Source organism: Bacillus sp. N6, assembly GCF_052805735.1.
Window position 1 is genome coordinate 2,508,959 of sequence record NZ_CM127843.1, and the last position, 17,417, is coordinate 2,526,375.

Genomic DNA, 17,417 nt, shown 5'->3' on the forward strand with positions numbered 1-17,417 from the left:
GAAGAGATTTATTCTTTTCGCTTTTTATTTTTTCTGTTAAGTTGGTAAATTCTTCTCAAATATAATTTGTAATGAGAGGAATTTGTTTATCCTTAAGTTATCTTTTTAATTGTCAATTTTATGCTAATAATTTTCTTTGTATAATATTCTAATTTTATGTAGAATAGATACGATGGGAGGGGATGAAATGAATAATGGATTAAAGTTTAAGATTTTTGAATTGCATTGTCTCGTTCAAAAGACTTATTCTGATATTAAAATAGCGTGTGATATTGCTATTTATCAAGAAAACACTTCTAAATATTTAATTTCATTAGGATTTTTAAATAAATCATATATGACTTATATAGAAGCAAAAAGATTCTATCGCGAAAATGAAGAGCTTGTAAGTGTAGAATTTGATAATTTCTTTGATATGTATGATAAATTAGAAAACGAATTAAAACAAGTTATTTCAACTGAAGATAAAAATCCTTCATTGCTACATAGCAGACTTGATCAGTTTCAGCAGAAAGTTGAAAATATAAATGACCTAATAAAAGTATTGCAAAATGCTCGTTAATGAATGCTTTTTTCTTTTTTGTATAGAAATTATGTATTAAAAACATTTTAGGGATATTACATATTGAAGAGGTGGCTTTTGTAGATTACAAAAGTCATCTTTTTATGTTAGGAATAGATTGTATACATTTTAGCAGTTTCATATAAATAATAGAAATTTATACGAGGTAAATATCATGGGAAATAAAAAAGAAATAGCTATAGTTGCATTAACAACAGGATTCGTTTTAACAAGTGTAATACCATATGGAGTAGGTCATGCAGAGGAACCTGGTCAAATGCAAGTTGAAATTCAAGAGGATTCGTTCCGTACAGGGGATCTTACACAACCATCAAAAAAAACGCCAGAGAATGTAGTGAAAGATGCACTTAAGGAAAATACGGAGCATGCTTTGTCTCCAAAACAAGTTAGTGCAGAAACAGGAGTAGATTACAAGGTTCTTCAAAAACGTGGTTCTTATGATGGAACTACACTTGTGCGCATGCAACAAATATATGAAGGAAAAGAAGTGTATGGCCACCAGTTGACTGCTCACGTAGATAAAAAAGGTATTATTAAAAGCATTTCAGGAGCTAGCGCACAAAATTTAACACAAGAAGATTTAAAGAAACCTATTAATTTATCAAAAGAAGAAGCGAAACAATATATTTATAAAAAGTACGGAAACGACACTAAATTTATTTCTGAACCAGAAGTTAAGGCGGTTATTTTTGTTGATGAAAATCATGGGCAGGCTAGCAATGCATATCAAGTTACATTTGCTGCTACAACACCAAATTATATATCTGGAACTTATTTAGTGAATGCTCATAATGGCGATATGTTAAAAAATATGGTACAAGAATCAAGTTTGAAAATAAGTGAAGAGTATGTTGAATCCGTTAAGGAAAATAAAACTAGCAATTTCACATCATTAACTGGAACAGGAAAAGATGATTTAGGCGTAACTCGTACATTTGGTATTTCTAAACAGACCAGTGGGAATTATGCGCTTGCTGATTACACAAGAGGGCAAGGAATTGAGACATATGATGTAAATTATAGAGATATTACAAATGAAGAAAGTTATTATCCTGGTATACTAGCAACTAGCGCCTCAACAACATTTAATGATCCAAAGGCGGTAAGCGCTCATTTCTTAGCAACAAAGGTATACGATTTTTATAAAGAAAAATATAAGCGTAATAGTTTTGATAATAAAGGAAAAAAAGTAGTTTCAGTTGTACATGCATGGGATTCTGGAGGAACAAATGATCCTGAAAATTGGGAGAATGCATTTAGTACTAATATTAATAACATTAGCATGCTTTTATATGGAGATCCTATGGTAAAAGCATTCGATATAGCGGGTCATGAATTTACACATGCAGTTACATCAAGCGAATCTAACCTTGAATTTTCAGGAGAATCTGGGGCGATTAACGAGGCATTATCTGATATTATGGGAACGGCTATAGAGAAATACATAAATAATGGGGAATTTAACTGGACAATAGGAGAACAAACTGGATCGACTTTTCGTAATATGAAAAATCCAACTGCAATTAATTTTTCAGAAGGACTACCGTATCCTGATGATTATAGTAAATATAATGATTTAAATGGAGAGGATTATGGAGGCGTTCATTTTAACTCAAGTATTATTAATAAAGTTGCGTATTTAATTGCACAAGGTGGTACTCATAACGGTGTAAATGTAAATGGTATTGGTGAAGATAAAATGTTTGATATTTTCTATTATGCAAATACTGATGAATTAAACATGACTTCTGATTTCTCTGAATTGAGATTGGCATGCCTTACAGTTGCAACTAATAAATATGGAACGAACTCAATTGAAGTTCAAGCAATCCAAAATGCTTTTGATGCGGCAAAAATTACAGGAAAAGTGAAAGAAAACGAAAAAACAGTAGAAAACCAAGCTCCAGAGTTAACTGTACCGATTACCATTACACTACGTGTAGGAGATACGTTTGATCCAATGAGAAATGTAAAAGCTGTTGATAAGGAAGATGGTGATTTAACAAATAAAGTAAAGCATAAAGGCGATGTAGATACTTCAAAACCAGGTACATACATTGTGGAATACATGGTTGTTGATTCTCAAGGGGGGAATGCAACGGCAACACAGACTGTAATTGTAGAGAAAAATGGAGAAACATCAGATTTAGAACCTAAATTAACAGTGCCTGTTGGAGCGACAATTCATGTAGGAGATTCATTTGTTCCAATGGCAGAAGTATTAGCTATCGATAAAGAAGACGGTGATCTTACTTCTAAAATCAAAGTTGATGGTGAAGTAGATACAAATAAAGCCGGTACTTACGTATTAAAATACACAGTTACAGATTCAAAAGGCCATGAAGTAACGGCGAAGCAAACTGTAACGGTCAAAGTTAGAGAAGAAGTTAAAAATGATAAACCAATACTAAAAGTACCTGCTACAACTTCAATTACTGAGGATGATCAATTTGATCCGTTGGTAGGAGTATCAGCTACTGACAAAGAAGACGGTGACCTTACTTCTAAAGTAGCGTATGAAGGAACTATAGATATAACTAAAGCTGGTACTTATGAAATAATATATAGTGTAAGAGATTCCGTGGGTAATGAGGTAAATACAATACAAAAAGTATTAGTGAAAGATAAAGAAACTAGCAAACCTAATGGTCTTGCTAATAAGACAAACAACAGTAATACCGATAAAAAAGAATATACATATAAGGAGCTTCCAAAGACGGGTGTAAGTACAACTAACAGTGCAGCAATCGGCATATTGATGATTCTTACAGGTACAGTACTCACTTTGGTTCGCAAATTTAGAAAGATACAAAAATAATAGTAGGGATTATTCGTTTGAAGAAAAGAGTTCATTATCCAGAAGAAATAAAGTAGAAAGTAAGTAAAAAGAAATATGGATTTTTTACTTAATAAGATTTTAGTAGTTAAGCGGTACATTTGGCTTTTGTAAAAATTCACAGTTGGATGCCATTTTGTCTACAGAACTATATTACATATAAAACACGTTACTATTCTCATTAAAATAAAAGAATAGTAACGTGTTTTTTGATTTGAAAATAGCATAAATCCTATAGTTCATGAATATAGGAGTACTTCTAATTTGCCATTGATAAGTTACTGAAAATACTTTGTTTTAATGGAAGTGTCACTCTAAATGACCACATGAGATTTTCGGTATTTACCAGGTGTTTCGTTGGTGAATTTTTTAAAAATTTTAGTGAAATAGCTTTGATCGCTAAAATTAAGCGAAGCGCATATGTCTGATAAAGGATAGGTGGTGAAAGTTAATAATTTCTTTGCTTCCTCGATTCGTTCACGTTGAATGTACTCAATTAATGAAATACCGACTTCTTTTTTAAATAATATAGATAAATAATCTGAATTCACATTTGCAAATTTAGCAAGTTGTTTAACAGATATTGGATTGTAAATGTTTTTAAAAATGTAGTTTTTGCAAATAGCAATAGTCTGTGAATGTTGCTGTGTTTTTTGTGCCTTTACACGGTCTGCAAAGGTACAAAAAGCATTTTTTAATAAATCCCAAACAGATTCTTTGTCTTTTAAATCTTCTGTTCTTTGAATATGTAAATCATAAATTTTGTAAGCAATCCCAGATGGAAGTCCCCCTTTTATCGCATATCTAGTAGCGAGCGTGATGGATGAAATACAAATGTTTTTATGACGTCTTAATTGATGGAATGAAGATAAAGATGAAAGAGTCTCTTGTTGGAATTCGTAATAATATTTGAGTACGGTTTCTTTATCCCCGTTTTCTATAGAACCAAGTAGTTGCTGCTCTATATATAAATTATGATAAATGGATTCGTCTTTTTGCATTGAAATATATACATCTTCGTTTAAGATTCTGCCATGACTTATATGAAGTGAGTCACTGTTATTTGAAAATGTGCTTACATCTGAATTTTTTTTATAGAGAATGTTATAGAACAATATTGCTATATTTACAAAGAAATTTTGATCTTTGACTGACAATGAAAAATAATGGTCTCTTGTTCTTTTATAATTTGGAATAAAATTAAGTTTACTATCCGCTTTACTTGTAGAAAAATTTACATGTGCCAAGGGCCCAATAATAACAGTACCGTTCACCATATAATCGCTCTTTATGTGAATTAAAATAAAGTGCCCTAGATGTTCGTGAGTTCTGAAGATGGGGGAATTATATGTATCATTTCTCTGAAAAAGCACATGTAACTGTTCTATTTTTGATGTATACAACGAGTGTGAATCATTTTTTGATGTGAATTCTAAAAGAATATTTTTGTTACAATCTAAAAAACAAACTGGAATTTCAAAAGATTGGAAAAACATATTGCAAATGTACTCTATCTCAACTAGACTGAGCTTTTTAGTCATATTCTTCCTCCTTACAGTTATGCGTAATAGTTAAATAAACATATATTCCTTTTTTCATAAGTAGAAACGGAAAATTTTTATTAATAAAAAATATAAATAAAAGTTATAAACTTCTAAGAATAATACCATAATTTAACATGAATAGCACATATTATTTGAATATACAGGTAATAGTTTTGGACAGTAGCGTAAAATATGAATCGTCACACTTATTTGTTGGTTATTACTTATATGTATTAAAAAATGATTAAGATTGGATTTTAAATAGGGATAGGAAGTGAGAAATTAATAGATTGACAGTAAGTGACTAGTCAAAATTAGCAGTGAAAAGCTATTATGTAACAAATGTAATGATTCTTGAAATAGGGATATAAGTGTAATTTAGGGGAGAAAATTACATATATCATGTGGAGAGACAACGTAATAATAGAAGATAAGAAAAGTGAATAAGTGATTGTAAACAATGGATTGTTGGACGACTATGTTTTATGTTATTCGTTTAAATCTGATACTTGGCACACTATTGCTTTTAAGAAGGTAATAGTAATAAAGAGATTTTTAAAATGATAGAAGTAGTAAAGGGGATAAGAGAAATGAAAAAAATATTTAGTGTGCTTTTAGTGTTTTTCTTAACATTTTCTACATGGTCTAGTGTATTAGTAAAGGCGGATTCACCATCTAAAGGTACTTTAACGATTCATAAGTATGAACAAGAAAAAGATGGAGCGCAGGGACTAGAAGGTGACGGTTCTGCAAATCAAGAGGTGCCAAAAGATGCGAAACCATTAAAAGGTGTAACGTTTGAAGTAAAAAGGGTTGCTTCTTTTGAAAAAATTTCAAACGATGGGAAAATCGTAAAAGAAGACGTGAAACCTGTAATGGGAGCCACTCCAACGCAAGTAGTAACAGATGATAACGGACAAGCTGTATTAAAAGATCTTCCGCTAGGACGTTATGAGGTGAAAGAAGTGGCAGGACCTCCACATGTGAATCTAAATCCCAATACGTATACAGTGGATATCCCATTAACGAATAAAGAGGGTAAGGTGCTAAACTATGATGTTCACATGTATCCTAAAAATGAGGTTAAACGTGGTGCAGTTGATTTAATAAAAACTGGTGTAAATGAAAAAGCATTAGCAGGTGCAGTATTCTCTTTATTTAAAAAAGACGGTACAGAAGTGAAAAAAGAGTTAGTAACAGATGCTAATGGTCATATTCGCGTGCAAGGATTGGTGTATGGAGAATACTATTTCCAAGAAACAAAAGCTCCGAAAGGCTATGTAATAGATCCAACTAAACGTGAGTTTTTTGTTAAGAACTCCGGAACAATTAATGAAGATGGAACTATTACTTCTGGTACAGTAGTTAAATTAGAAGTGAAAAACTATGAAGAACCAACAATTGATAAAAAGATTAACGGAAAATTGGAAGCGTTACCAATCAATCCGTTAACTAATTATAATTATGATATTAAAACATTAATTCCAGAAGACATTAAGGAATACAAAAAATATGTGGTAACAGATACTTTGGATAATCGTTTAGTGATTCAAGGAAAGCCAATCGTGAAAATTGATGGAGCAGAAGTAAATGCAAGCATTGTAGAGGTAGCTATAGAAGGTCAAAAGGTAACAGCTACAGTAAAAGATTTCACAAAATTAGATGGTAAAAAAGAATTTCATTTGCAAATTAAATCTCAAGTAAAAGAAGGAGTACCATCTGGTTCGGAAATTTTAAATACAGCAAAAATTGATTTTACAAATAAAAATGATGTAATTGGAGAAAAGGAATCTAAACCTGTAGTTGTTGTTCCAACAACTGGAATAATTGAGTTAACAAAAATTGATGGTGCTAATAAGAATAAATTAAAAGGTGCAGAGTTTGTACTTAAAGATAAAAATGGAAAAATAGTTGTTGTAGCAGGAAAAGAAGTAACAGGTGTATCAGATGAAAATGGTGTTATTAAATGGTCTAACATTCCATATGGAGACTATCAAATTTTCGAAACGAAAGCTCCAACATATACAAAAGAAGATGGTACAAAAGCTTCTTATCAATTATTAAAAGATCCCATTGATGTAAAGATTAGCGAAAATAATCAAACGGTTAAATTAACGATTGAAAATAATAAAAGTGGATGGGTTCTTCCGGTAACGGGTGGCATAGGAACGACTCTTTTTACTGTAATAGGTCTTACGTTAATGGTTACAGCGGCATTTGTTTTCTTTAGAAAAAAGTCTGCTAATAATTAAGATTTTAGGAACATGTAACTATGGGAAAAGGGGAGAAGCAAAATGCTTCCCTCTTTTCGATATTTAAGCATATACAGAGGTGGAAATATGAAACGAAATCTTGTTTTGGGAGGTATTTTTTTATTTGGATTAGGTGTTTTTTTATATCCTACTATTAGTAATTGGTTGGCGACTCGTGCACATTATTCTGAGATTAGCTCTTACGATAAGAATATCAAAGCATTACAAAAGAAAGAAGTCGAACGTAGGGAAAAAGAAGCAGCCGAATATAATAAACAAGTTCACACTTCCACGAAAACATTTACTGATCCATTTTCTGAAAAAAAAAGTAATCATCGAGCATATGCTGATGCGTTAAATTTAGGAGATGTAATGGGGTATATTGAAATATCGAAAATCAATATAAAACTGCCAATCTATCAAGGGACATCTGAGGAAGTATTGAGCCGCGGGATAGGTCATTTAGATTTTTCTTCGCTCCCGATAGGTGGAGAAAGTACGCACACTATTTTAACAGGGCATCGTGGTTTACCATCAGCAAAATTATTTACAGATTTAGATAAGTTGAGTGAAGGAGATCTTTTTTATATTCATTCTTTAGACAAAGTTCTTGCTTATAAAGTAGATCAAATTAAAGTAGTGTTACCACACGAAACGGACGATCTACAAATTGTAGAAAATAAAGATTATACAACTTTAATTACGTGTACGCCTTATGGAGTAAACACCAATAGATTGCTAGTTCGAGGTGTGCGTGTGGAGTTAAACGAGAAAGAAAAACAAAAAGTGAGTACAGAGATATTTATATTTAATAAGTGGACTGTAATAGTTCCAATCCTATTGTTATGTGTGTTTCTAGTCGTAATTTATAAGAAAAGGTTAACTCGATAGAATGTATTTATTTATCCTGCATTAATGGGAAGTGGGAACGGAAATTCAGAGATAAGTAAAGAAAGTATATAAAGGATGAAGTAAATCCTCATTGGTGAATATGTCATTTTATTCGACTATAGAAAAAATACGGTAAAGGTGGGAACAAAGGAATTGAGGCTACGATTAAAGCTGGTAAGTATTCATTTTATTGTTTTGTTAATGTTAAGTGTAAGTTTTGTCGTATATGTACCAAAAGAAGCATATGGATCCACGACAAACCTAGAAAGTCTAGGTGATATATCGCGTTATAATGCTGTTGTCTTTGGTAACCATAAAGCAATAGGTGGTGACATTGAAGGAGCAATCGCAGTTCAAGGTGATATGGATGCATCGGGGTATACGATTGTAGGTGCTGCAGCGGGAACATCTAATATAGTAGGTGAAAAATGGGTTGATGAGGGATATCCGTCCTTGTTATTGTCTGGAAAATTTAAGAAATCAAGAGAAGAATCTTTTATCATTCAAAACGGAATAGTCGTAATGACAAAAGAGAGTGATCCAGATCGCATCATACAATCTTCTTATGATCATATCGTATATAAAGAAAAACTAGAAATTGACGCGAAATTTAATGAATTTCGCAATATAGTGAACCAAGTCAGTAAAAATGCTGGTCAATATAAAACGAATACCCCAATTCCAAATATGAGTTATGGAATCGGAAAAGATATAAACAATTCTAATATTTATGTTTCATCAGAATTGACAGGGAAAATCAATTTAGATATAAGAGATGTATTTTTACCGAGTGCTAAGGACAAAGATTTTATTGTTATGTATTCGGATGCAACAGAGGTTACATTTAAAAATGGGTCTATTCTATATGACACGAACAATATTGGAAGGGCTACAGATATAGTTCCTACATCACAACCATATTCTCCTAATTCCCCGTTTACTGAGCTATATGGGAAAGTGATTTGGGTTTTTCCAAATGCGAAAAAAATTATAACAGAGGGATATGGTGTCGTTGGTAGTGTGTTTGCCCCCAATGCTGTATTAGAAACAAAAGGCGGTTCGATTAATGGACAAGCATTTGTCGGTGCGGTACAACAAACTGGTGGATTTGAATTTCACAATTTCAAATTTAACTGGCAACATTGGAACAAGCCTAGTACAGGAAAAATAAAAATAAAAAAGGTTGATAGTAATAATGTTAATAAAAAATTGGTCGGAGCAAAGTTTCATATAGAAGATTCAAATAAAAAAATAGTTGGAGAACTAGTAACAAATGAAGAAGGAGAAGCGATATCAAAAGACTTACCAAAAGGAAACTATACCTTAGTGGAAGTAGAAGCACCTAAAGGTTACGAATTATTAAAAGAAAAAATAACTGTAAAAGTAGAAAAAGATGCAGTAATAGAAATTAAAATAGGAAATAAGAAATTACCAGATCCGACTGGACAATTTGAAATTGAGAAAGTTGATGATAAGGATATCAATTTAAAACTACAAGGCGCTATATTTCAAGTCTTAGATAAAGAGGGTAAAGAAGTGGCTAGATTAACAACGGATGAAAAAGGAAAGGTGATTTCCAGTCAATTAGTACTTGGAAAATATACGATAAAAGAAATAAAAGCGCCAAACGGATATATGTTACTTAGGGATCCAATAGAAATAGAAATTACAGAAGCAGTAAAGACACAAAAAATAACAGTGAAAAATGCGAAGAATAATTGGGTAATTCCTAATACTGGTGGGAGCGGAACAACAATTTTTTACGTAATTGGTATTATGCTAATGTTTGCTGTGCTATATTTCTGTAAGAAAAATCGTATATTATGAACTAATTTTATAGAGTTAGACAGATCGTTGTGTTAGAGAGTTTTTAGGACATGAGTTCGGTATTGTACTGGACTCATGGTACTAAATTTGTTAAAGGAGGAAGGATAATAGGAAACATAGAATATATTAATGAATTAAAATATTTAAGAGGTGAACATGGTGGCAATAAAACAAGACGAAATTAAAGTAGTTGTCGGAGCTGGAGTGTTTAATAATAATCCAGGTTGGATTCAAACGCAAGAAGATGAACTTAACTTACTAGATAAAGCTACGTGGGAAGAAAGATTTGAATACAACTCTATTTCAGCTATTTTAGCTGAGCATGTATGGGAACACCTTACTTTTGAAGAAGGTGTAAGAGCAGCTGAAATTTGTTATGAATTTTTAAAACCATCTGGTCATATTCGGTGCGGAGTCCCTGATGCATTCTTTCAGGATGAGGCATATCAAAATATAGTTCAAATAGGGGGACCCGGTCCGAAAGATCATCCAGCAGCAAGTCATAAAATCGTTCATAATTATATAACATTAACGAAAATGTTTGAAACTGCTGGATTCGAGGTAGTTTTACTTGAATATTGTGATGAAAATGGTCGGTTTTATTACAACGAATGGGATGCAAACGACGGTGTTATTTTCCGTTCGAAAAGGTATGATTCTAGAAATAAAGGCGATAAACTTGGTTTTCCATAGCTAATTGTCGATGCGATTAAGCGTTAATCATACAACAAAACAGGAGTTAATCCTATGATTTCATAAGTCGCAAATGCGGCTTTTTTATTTGTACGTAAATCTATATTTAATTTTCAATATTATATAACTCGATTTAGAAAATATTTAAGTTTTTCTCAGCACCATTCACTTTAAATTAACACTTCGTTGTCATAAATATTTATTTTATATTTATATTCGTGTAAAATGAAGTGAGAACATACATTCTATATAAGGAGGCAATCAAAATGATAGCTGAAATTGGGAAACTAACTGATGGATATATTGTAAAATTTGAACGCGAATTTCCATATACGGTAGAGGAAGTTTGGTCTGTATTAACAGAAAACAGTAAGCTGAAAAAATGGATGCCCAATTTACAGATTGAAAGCCTTAAAACTGCTGGAATAATAAAGTTCGACATGATGGACGGTTCATTCATAAATATTGATATTTTAGAGTGTCAACTAAACTCAGTACTTGAATTTACTTGGGATAAAGACCGTGTCAGATTTGAAATACATAATGAGGAAAATGGTACTCTTTTACTTCTTAAAGAGTACATTCATGAATTAACAGATCATACACCGAGAGATGTAGCTGGTTGGCATATTTGTTTAAATCTTTTTTCTTTCGTTTTAGAAGGAGAAGAGAAAGAATTTTCTAAAGATGAATGGCAACAGTGGTTTGAAATATACAAGGATAAGATTCATGAAGTGAGAGGATAATTGCATAATAGGTAATATTCATTATGTAATTATTATATTGTAAAAATGCTTTTGTGAATAAATAAGAATAGAGGTTAATATGAAAGTAAATCAATTAATTGCTAATAACATAAATAAATTAGATGCAACTATACCGTTTAATAAATCGTTTGGAATTGCTGGTTTATCTGGATCGGGTAAAACAACTTTTTGCCAAACAATTGGTGAAGAGTCAAAAAAACGATTAGTTTCTTTATTACCAAAGGCTGAATATCAATATTTATTTCCTAACATTATGGAAACAAATTTTAGTGCCATTAAGATGGAAGAAATGCCTTTAGTACTTTTTCTAGGAAAATCATCGATTTCGTCTAATCCGCGTTCAACGATTGGTACTCATACTGGTGTTTTTACAGAGGTTCGGGAAAAACTTGCTGAAGTATTTAATCTTTCTCCAGAGGTCTTTTCATTTAATAATCAATTAGGCTGGTGCACTGGTTGTAAAGGCCGTGGTACTACAAAAAATGTTGAGTGTAAAAAATGTAAGGGAAAACGTTATAGTGAAGAAATTGAACAATATGAAATTGATTTGTTGGCCAAGCCACATTCAATTTCAAATATTAATGATTTAAGTGTTGAATCTATTCTTTCACTAGCAAAAGAATTAAATATTAGTGAAGAAAAACAGCATATACTGCAAAATATTATTAATATGAACATTGGTTATTTAACATTAAATCGAATTATGGGTACGTTGTCAGGTGGAGAGTTAACACGACTTTATTTGGCTGAATTCATGGCAGTAAGTGAAAATGCTGTAATTATTATTGATGAGATTTCAGTTGGACTTGATCATGAAACATTATTACAAATTTTAGAAGAGATAAAACGATTAGGGTGTAAAAATCAAATTTGGCTTATTGATCATTCAGATACGGTACTAGATACAACTGATGAGCAATTGTTCTTTGGACCTGGTAGCGGAAAATATGGCGGGAAAATTGTGAAAGAATCACCAAGACCAAAGTCAATACTGTGGGATCGAAATAAAGAAATACCAACAGAATATTATACATTCTATGATTTATATTGCCGTAATATCCAAATGGAGGAGTTTCAAATTCCTAAAAACAGGCTTGTAACGGTTACAGGAGAATCAGGATGTGGGAAATCTACACTTGTCAATGAATGTCTAGCTACAGATTTCTTGAAAAGATATCCAAAAGATAAATTAGTTATGGTGGGACAAGACCGAAATCAATCAATTACAAGTCGATCAACTGTAGCAACTTTCCTAGATATTAAAAAGAAACTGACAAAGTATAGTGAAGACATTGATGATATTTTTGAGCGCTCGATTGAGGATATTATTGATGAACTTCCAAATGAAGATATCGCTTATAAACGTTTGAGCCTACTAATTAAATTAGGGCTTGGCTATTTAACATTAGAGAGAAAAACACAAACATTATCGACAGGTGAGTTTCAATGTGTTCATTTAGTTTCGGAATTATTTGCAAACACTAGAAATCCACATACATTATTTATTTTTGATGAGCCTTCAAAAGGTTTATCACAAAATATTTTAAATCAATTTATCGATAGTATTAGAGGTATTCTGCAAGATGAATCAGTTTCGATCATTATGATTGAGCATAATCGTTACATGTTAGAAAGCTCTGATTATATAGTTGATTTTGGAAAAAGGCAGAATGAATCTATAGAGCATTTGGATGTTGTCAATCATGAGGATTACTATCGTCAAAAAAGTAATGTGAATAGCACAGAGAAAATACACATCTCTTCAATGCTTAAGCAGAAAAAAGGGGTTCACTATTTAGAAGAAAATCATATTAACTATTTTAAAAATGCCGAAAATATTTATAAGGGCGGTATTTTAAAAAGTTTATCATCAATGGCTAAGTTAATTTATGGTGAATATGAATCTAATACAATCGCACCTGTTATTGCTATTGATCTTGAAAGACATTTATATAGTCAATATAGTTTCTTATATGAGATTGGTGGATTAATTAATCATATTGTAGCTGCTCATCCAATTAATAAAGATACGAGAAGTTTTGATTTCTATTCACAGGACAATCATTGTCCATCTTGTTCTGGACGTCTTCAAATTGAAGTTTTTGATAAAGATATTGCCATTCAAGATAAAAGTGTTCCATTTTGGGATGGGCTATTCGATCCAGAAATCATGAAGGTATTAAAATTTTATCAGCATGAAAAAATAGAATTTCTATTCGAAGAAATAAAAAATGAGCTTGGTCACGATTTGTCAAAGAGCTATAATGATATGTCAGAAGAAGAAAAGCATACGTTTTGGTACGGATATTTTGAAAAATCATTTTATGATAAAAAAGGAAAGACACGCAGAACATGGGTAGGGTTTAATACAATTATTGGTGGATATATTGTTATTTCAAAAGCACCTATTAAAGAAGAAATTAAGAGTTCAAAAAAAATGATGAAATGTCCAATTTGTGAGGGGACGGTTTTAAATCATCATAAACCACTTAAATTTGGTAACGTAGATATTCGTGAAATAATCAATCAGCCTATTAATAAAGTATTGAAAACAGTTGGTGATTTACCGGCACTTGTTAAATTGAAGTCTATTGTTGGTGGCGATATGGTATTGACAGAAGATGTTTCTTTATTGCCAAGAAAAGCACAAGTTGCATTGAAAATGTTTGAATTAGAACAAGCAAGCTTTTCAAACTATGAAATGGTGTTACAAAATGTCTTACCATTCTGGGGCGAAATAAAAGGAAATATCGAATCCATTAGTGTTAATAATCAGGTAACTGTTTGTGATTTCCCTAATGTTTATGAAACGAGAGAAACCATTATAGATAAGTATTTCACAAATGGTAAATATAAAAAACTTACGTATGTATACGAAGCATTTGGTTACAAAAAATTAGTTACCCAAATTAATAAAATTAAAAAAAGTAATCCATGTCCATTTTGTAAAGGTAAGAAAGTGATAACCGAAGATAATCTACATGATGGTGTCTTTAAACTAACAATTCCATGTGTAACTTGTAATGCAAGTGGTATTAATGACGAAGGGTTAAAAGAAGTTGTTGAGGGCGTGGATGTACAAACGTGGTTAACTGGAAAAGTTAGTGATGTTGTGGATGAAAGCTTATTAACAAAGGCTGTTGGAGAAATACCAATTTTTAATCGCATACGTGAGTTGGATAAACGAGATATGATGGCGGTTTATGAATGTCTTGAGAGTAATCAGTAAATTTTATTAGTTTATGTGTTATTAACATAAATTAATAAAACATATATTCTTTATAATGTATATATTAGCGCAGTATGACTAATACAAGGTAATGAAGGTAATGAAGGTAATGAAAGAAGATCCAATTTCTTAATATCAAAATTAAGAAATTGGATCTTTTAGTATTTTTATGTCTCCATACAATATTTTTCAATAAGAAAAGAAGTATATGGAAGGAGAGATGAAAAACTAATAGTGATAAACGATTAATATATTATGTAATTATTATATTATAAAACCTAAAATTAAGGTTGAAAACGGTTCGTAAGTGATATATTTTGTTTATTAATCTATTTTGCATTGTCTGATTTTTTGAATTTAACAGAAATATATACTTGAATGAAGTATATATTTCTGTTAAATTTATCCTATGGATAGAACAAGTTTAATTAAAGGTCATTTAGAAATGTGTGTATTATCTATTTTGTCGAAAAAGAAAAGTTATGGTTATGAGATTATGAAAGAACTTGAAATAAACAATTTAAAATTGAAAGGAGTAGGAAGTATTTATCCTATTTTAACTAAGTTGAAAAATCAAGAGTGGGTTAATACTTATCAAGAGGTAACAGACAGTGGTAAAGTAAGGATTTATTATGAAATTAATGAAAATGGGAAAATACGTCTTGAGAAGAAAATTAATGAGTGGTTAGAATTGCAATTGGACATTCAAACATTATTAAAAAGCGGTTTGAAAGGAGACCTTCTGAAATGAGGAATAAATTGATAGGTAAAGAAAAGCAATTTTTAAGAGACGTACTTAAGGAATTAAAGCAATACGATATTAGTTTAGAAGAAAGGGAAAATATTAAGCGACAAATATTAGAACATATTCAAGAGTGTCGTGAACATGGTGAAGACAGTATAGATGATTTAGGTACCCCTCAATTATTTGTTAAAGATTTTATAGAAATAAATGAAATTGATTTACAAGTTAAAATGAAACAACTTCAAAATGAAAAAGGAAAATTCAACACATTTATCTTACGTGGCATATTCATCGCATTTATTACTTACCTCATCTCGCAAACTACATTTTCAATATTTTTAACTGAATCATTTAATTCAACTAATAGCAAAAATACATTTAATTATAATATTTTATATCGCATATCAGAGAATCAATGGTGGAACGTTTTATTAATAATGATTAGCTTTATGCTCTCTGTAGTAGTGTTTATTAGCTTAGTAAGTTATAAAAAAAGAAAGCTATCTAAAGTATAATGAAGAAAACTATCTATAAACTATTTCAAATCTATATTCTTTGTAATGTAATAGTATTATGTATCATTCATCCAAAATCATATGCTCAGCAAGATATTAAAGCTACTTTAGATAAGTATATTGAAAAATTTATAAAAGAACAGAATATTCCAGGGGCTGCTGTTGCAATTGTACATAATAAAGATGTATTCTTCACTAAAACGTGGGGGATTACTGGGGAATCTGAAAAAAAAATAACTAGTAAAACACCATTTGCAATCGGATCAATAAGCAAATCTTTAACAGCTTTAGCTATAGTGAAATTAATAGAAGACAAAAAGATAAAATTAGAGGATTCAGTTCAACAACATCTTCCTTGGTTTAAACTAAAAGATTCTCAAATATCCTCATCTATAACAATCCAACACCTTTTAACTCATACAAGCGGAATAAACACATATGAAGGCTTATTAATATCAGATAAGCAATCCAAAAGTTCTACAGCATTAAAAGAAAATGTAATGAGACTTTCAAATGTAAAATTAACTGCTCTACCAGGAGAAAAATATCAATATAGTAATGCGAATTATATTGTTTTAGGTGCACTTATTGAGGAAATTACAAATGATACATATTCCTCATATATGGAAAAACATGTTTTTCAGCTATTAAATATGAATGGTGCGGCAGCAAGTAAAGAAACTGCATATGAAAAAGGCTATTTAACAGGTTATCAGTCATGGTTTGGCATACCAAGAAAAAGTGTAGTGTCCTATGATAATGCCGGGGCACCGTATGGTTATATTACCGCAAATTTGGAAGATATGATTCAATTTATTATGTTTTTGAATCGACAAGAAGATACTCAATTTTTAAAGAAAGAAAACATCGACCTTTATCTTACACCACTTTATAACATAAATTCAGAAAAAAGCTATGGTTTTGGATTAAGAACAACAAGTATAAATGAAAGCGAAACGATGATTTGGCATTCAGGATCAACGCCCGATGCTCGTACAGAAATATTTACTTTAAATAAAAGTGGCTGGGGTGGTGTGATTTTAACAAATAAAAATCATGTATTAGAAGAACCAGCACTTTCAGTATTAAAAAAGGGGATTATTAATATTTTGAATGAAGAAGAACCGGTTGATCCCCATAAAAGCATACCATTTACACAAATTGTTATGTCTACAGTTATACTCGCGCTTTTCATTTCATCAATTATGTTAATTAAAAAATATAAACATAAGAAAACTGTAAAAAAATTAACTTGGTTATTCGTAGGGACTCTATTCCTACTATTATCTATTATTTTCATCCCACTTCTTACTTATTGTACAAGCTCACCATGGCGTACGATAAAAATATTTGCGGCAGATGTAGGTTTACTTACAAGTATTATAGTAATTTTATTAGCTGTGAACGGATTATTATCAATCTTTATAGGTATAAGACAGAAGAGTGTATAAGGGTAAATAATTAAAGAAATATAATTCAAACGTTATAAACAGTTGACCCTCACACAATGTCATTGTTTAAGATAAAGTTGAGCT

At 31.1% G+C, this 17,417-nt stretch carries 12 protein-coding genes; 11 read left to right on the forward strand and 1 reads right to left on the reverse strand.

Annotated features, from left to right (window positions below; translation table 11 throughout):
• Positions 1 to 187 precede the first annotated feature (187 nt).
• Together ACUXVC_RS12855 and ACUXVC_RS12860 are read left to right on the forward strand one after the other, a co-directional pair.
• Positions 188 to 562 (forward strand): hypothetical protein, encoded by a 375-nt coding sequence (locus ACUXVC_RS12855; protein ID WP_001059022.1) that lies wholly within the window; start codon positions 188 to 190, stop codon positions 560 to 562.
• Positions 563 to 737: 175 nt separating this feature from the next.
• Positions 738 to 3,401: a M4 family metallopeptidase gene (locus tag ACUXVC_RS12860; RefSeq protein ID WP_446026116.1), complete on the forward strand. Its 2,664-nt coding sequence runs from the start codon at positions 738 to 740 to the stop codon at positions 3,399 to 3,401.
• A gap of 332 nt (positions 3,402 to 3,733) precedes the next feature.
• Here the strand turns inward: ACUXVC_RS12860 and ACUXVC_RS12865 are convergent, their stop codons facing one another.
• Positions 3,734 to 4,960: a helix-turn-helix transcriptional regulator gene (locus ACUXVC_RS12865; RefSeq protein WP_446026117.1), complete on the reverse strand. Its 1,227-nt coding sequence runs from the start codon at positions 4,958 to 4,960 to the stop codon at positions 3,734 to 3,736.
• Positions 4,961 to 5,553: 593 nt separating this feature from the next.
• Between ACUXVC_RS12865 and ACUXVC_RS12870 the strand changes: the two genes are divergently transcribed.
• From ACUXVC_RS12870 to ACUXVC_RS12910, 9 genes are all read left to right on the forward strand, one after another.
• Positions 5,554 to 7,215, forward strand: coding sequence for an LPXTG cell wall anchor domain-containing protein (locus ACUXVC_RS12870; protein WP_197233163.1), 1,662 nt, complete (start codon positions 5,554 to 5,556; stop codon positions 7,213 to 7,215).
• Positions 7,216 to 7,302: 87 nt separating this feature from the next.
• A complete protein-coding gene (locus tag ACUXVC_RS12875) occupies positions 7,303 to 8,106 on the forward strand; it encodes a class C sortase (protein ID WP_446026118.1) in 804 nt (267 codons plus the stop codon).
• A 153-nt stretch (positions 8,107 to 8,259) separates the two neighbouring features.
• A complete protein-coding gene (locus ACUXVC_RS12880) occupies positions 8,260 to 9,933 on the forward strand; it encodes a SpaA isopeptide-forming pilin-related protein (protein WP_446026119.1) in 1,674 nt (557 codons plus the stop codon).
• A gap of 156 nt (positions 9,934 to 10,089) precedes the next feature.
• The gene (locus ACUXVC_RS12885) at positions 10,090 to 10,626 is read left to right on the forward strand and encodes a class I SAM-dependent methyltransferase (RefSeq protein WP_446026120.1); all 537 of its coding nucleotides are present in this window, start codon (positions 10,090 to 10,092) and stop codon (positions 10,624 to 10,626) included.
• Between the two features lie 266 nt (positions 10,627 to 10,892).
• Positions 10,893 to 11,372: an SRPBCC family protein gene (locus tag ACUXVC_RS12890; protein WP_095690869.1), complete on the forward strand. Its 480-nt coding sequence runs from the start codon at positions 10,893 to 10,895 to the stop codon at positions 11,370 to 11,372.
• Positions 11,373 to 11,451: 79 nt separating this feature from the next.
• Positions 11,452 to 14,622: an ATP-binding cassette domain-containing protein gene (locus ACUXVC_RS12895; protein ID WP_446026121.1), complete on the forward strand. Its 3,171-nt coding sequence runs from the start codon at positions 11,452 to 11,454 to the stop codon at positions 14,620 to 14,622.
• Positions 14,623 to 15,031: 409 nt separating this feature from the next.
• A complete protein-coding gene (locus ACUXVC_RS12900; protein ID WP_000376286.1) occupies positions 15,032 to 15,373 on the forward strand; it encodes a PadR family transcriptional regulator in 342 nt (113 codons plus the stop codon).
• Complete coding sequence (locus ACUXVC_RS12905; RefSeq protein WP_001244707.1) at positions 15,370 to 15,882, forward strand: hypothetical protein; 513 nt, start codon at positions 15,370 to 15,372, stop codon at positions 15,880 to 15,882. Before ACUXVC_RS12900 ends, ACUXVC_RS12905 begins: the two co-directional genes overlap by 4 nt.
• Positions 15,882 to 17,333, forward strand: a complete 1,452-nt coding sequence (locus ACUXVC_RS12910) for a serine hydrolase domain-containing protein (protein WP_000751427.1) — start codon at positions 15,882 to 15,884, stop codon at positions 17,331 to 17,333. Before ACUXVC_RS12905 ends, ACUXVC_RS12910 begins: the two co-directional genes overlap by 1 nt.
• The last annotated feature ends 84 nt before the right edge of the window (positions 17,334 to 17,417 follow it).

What these genes read in the sequence shown, in the direction of transcription:
- ACUXVC_RS12890 (WP_095690869.1), top strand. Translation starts at nt 10,893, where the DNA reads ATGATAGCTGAAATTGGGAAACTAACTGATGGATATATTGTAAAATTT.
- ACUXVC_RS12885 (WP_446026120.1), top strand. Translation starts at nt 10,090, where the DNA reads ATGGTGGCAATAAAACAAGACGAAATTAAAGTAGTTGTCGGAGCTGGA.
- ACUXVC_RS12870 (WP_197233163.1), top strand. Translation starts at nt 5,554, where the DNA reads ATGAAAAAAATATTTAGTGTGCTTTTAGTGTTTTTCTTAACATTTTCT.
- ACUXVC_RS12895 (WP_446026121.1), top strand. Translation starts at nt 11,452, where the DNA reads ATGAAAGTAAATCAATTAATTGCTAATAACATAAATAAATTAGATGCA.
- ACUXVC_RS12875 (WP_446026118.1), top strand. Translation starts at nt 7,303, where the DNA reads ATGAAACGAAATCTTGTTTTGGGAGGTATTTTTTTATTTGGATTAGGT.
- ACUXVC_RS12855 (WP_001059022.1), top strand. Translation starts at nt 188, where the DNA reads ATGAATAATGGATTAAAGTTTAAGATTTTTGAATTGCATTGTCTCGTT.
- ACUXVC_RS12865 (WP_446026117.1), bottom strand. Translation starts at nt 4,960, where the DNA reads ATGACTAAAAAGCTCAGTCTAGTTGAGATAGAGTACATTTGCAATATG.
- ACUXVC_RS12860 (WP_446026116.1), top strand. Translation starts at nt 738, where the DNA reads ATGGGAAATAAAAAAGAAATAGCTATAGTTGCATTAACAACAGGATTC.
- ACUXVC_RS12910 (WP_000751427.1), top strand. Translation starts at nt 15,882, where the DNA reads ATGAAGAAAACTATCTATAAACTATTTCAAATCTATATTCTTTGTAAT.
- ACUXVC_RS12905 (WP_001244707.1), top strand. Translation starts at nt 15,370, where the DNA reads ATGAGGAATAAATTGATAGGTAAAGAAAAGCAATTTTTAAGAGACGTA.
- ACUXVC_RS12900 (WP_000376286.1), top strand. Translation starts at nt 15,032, where the DNA reads ATGGATAGAACAAGTTTAATTAAAGGTCATTTAGAAATGTGTGTATTA.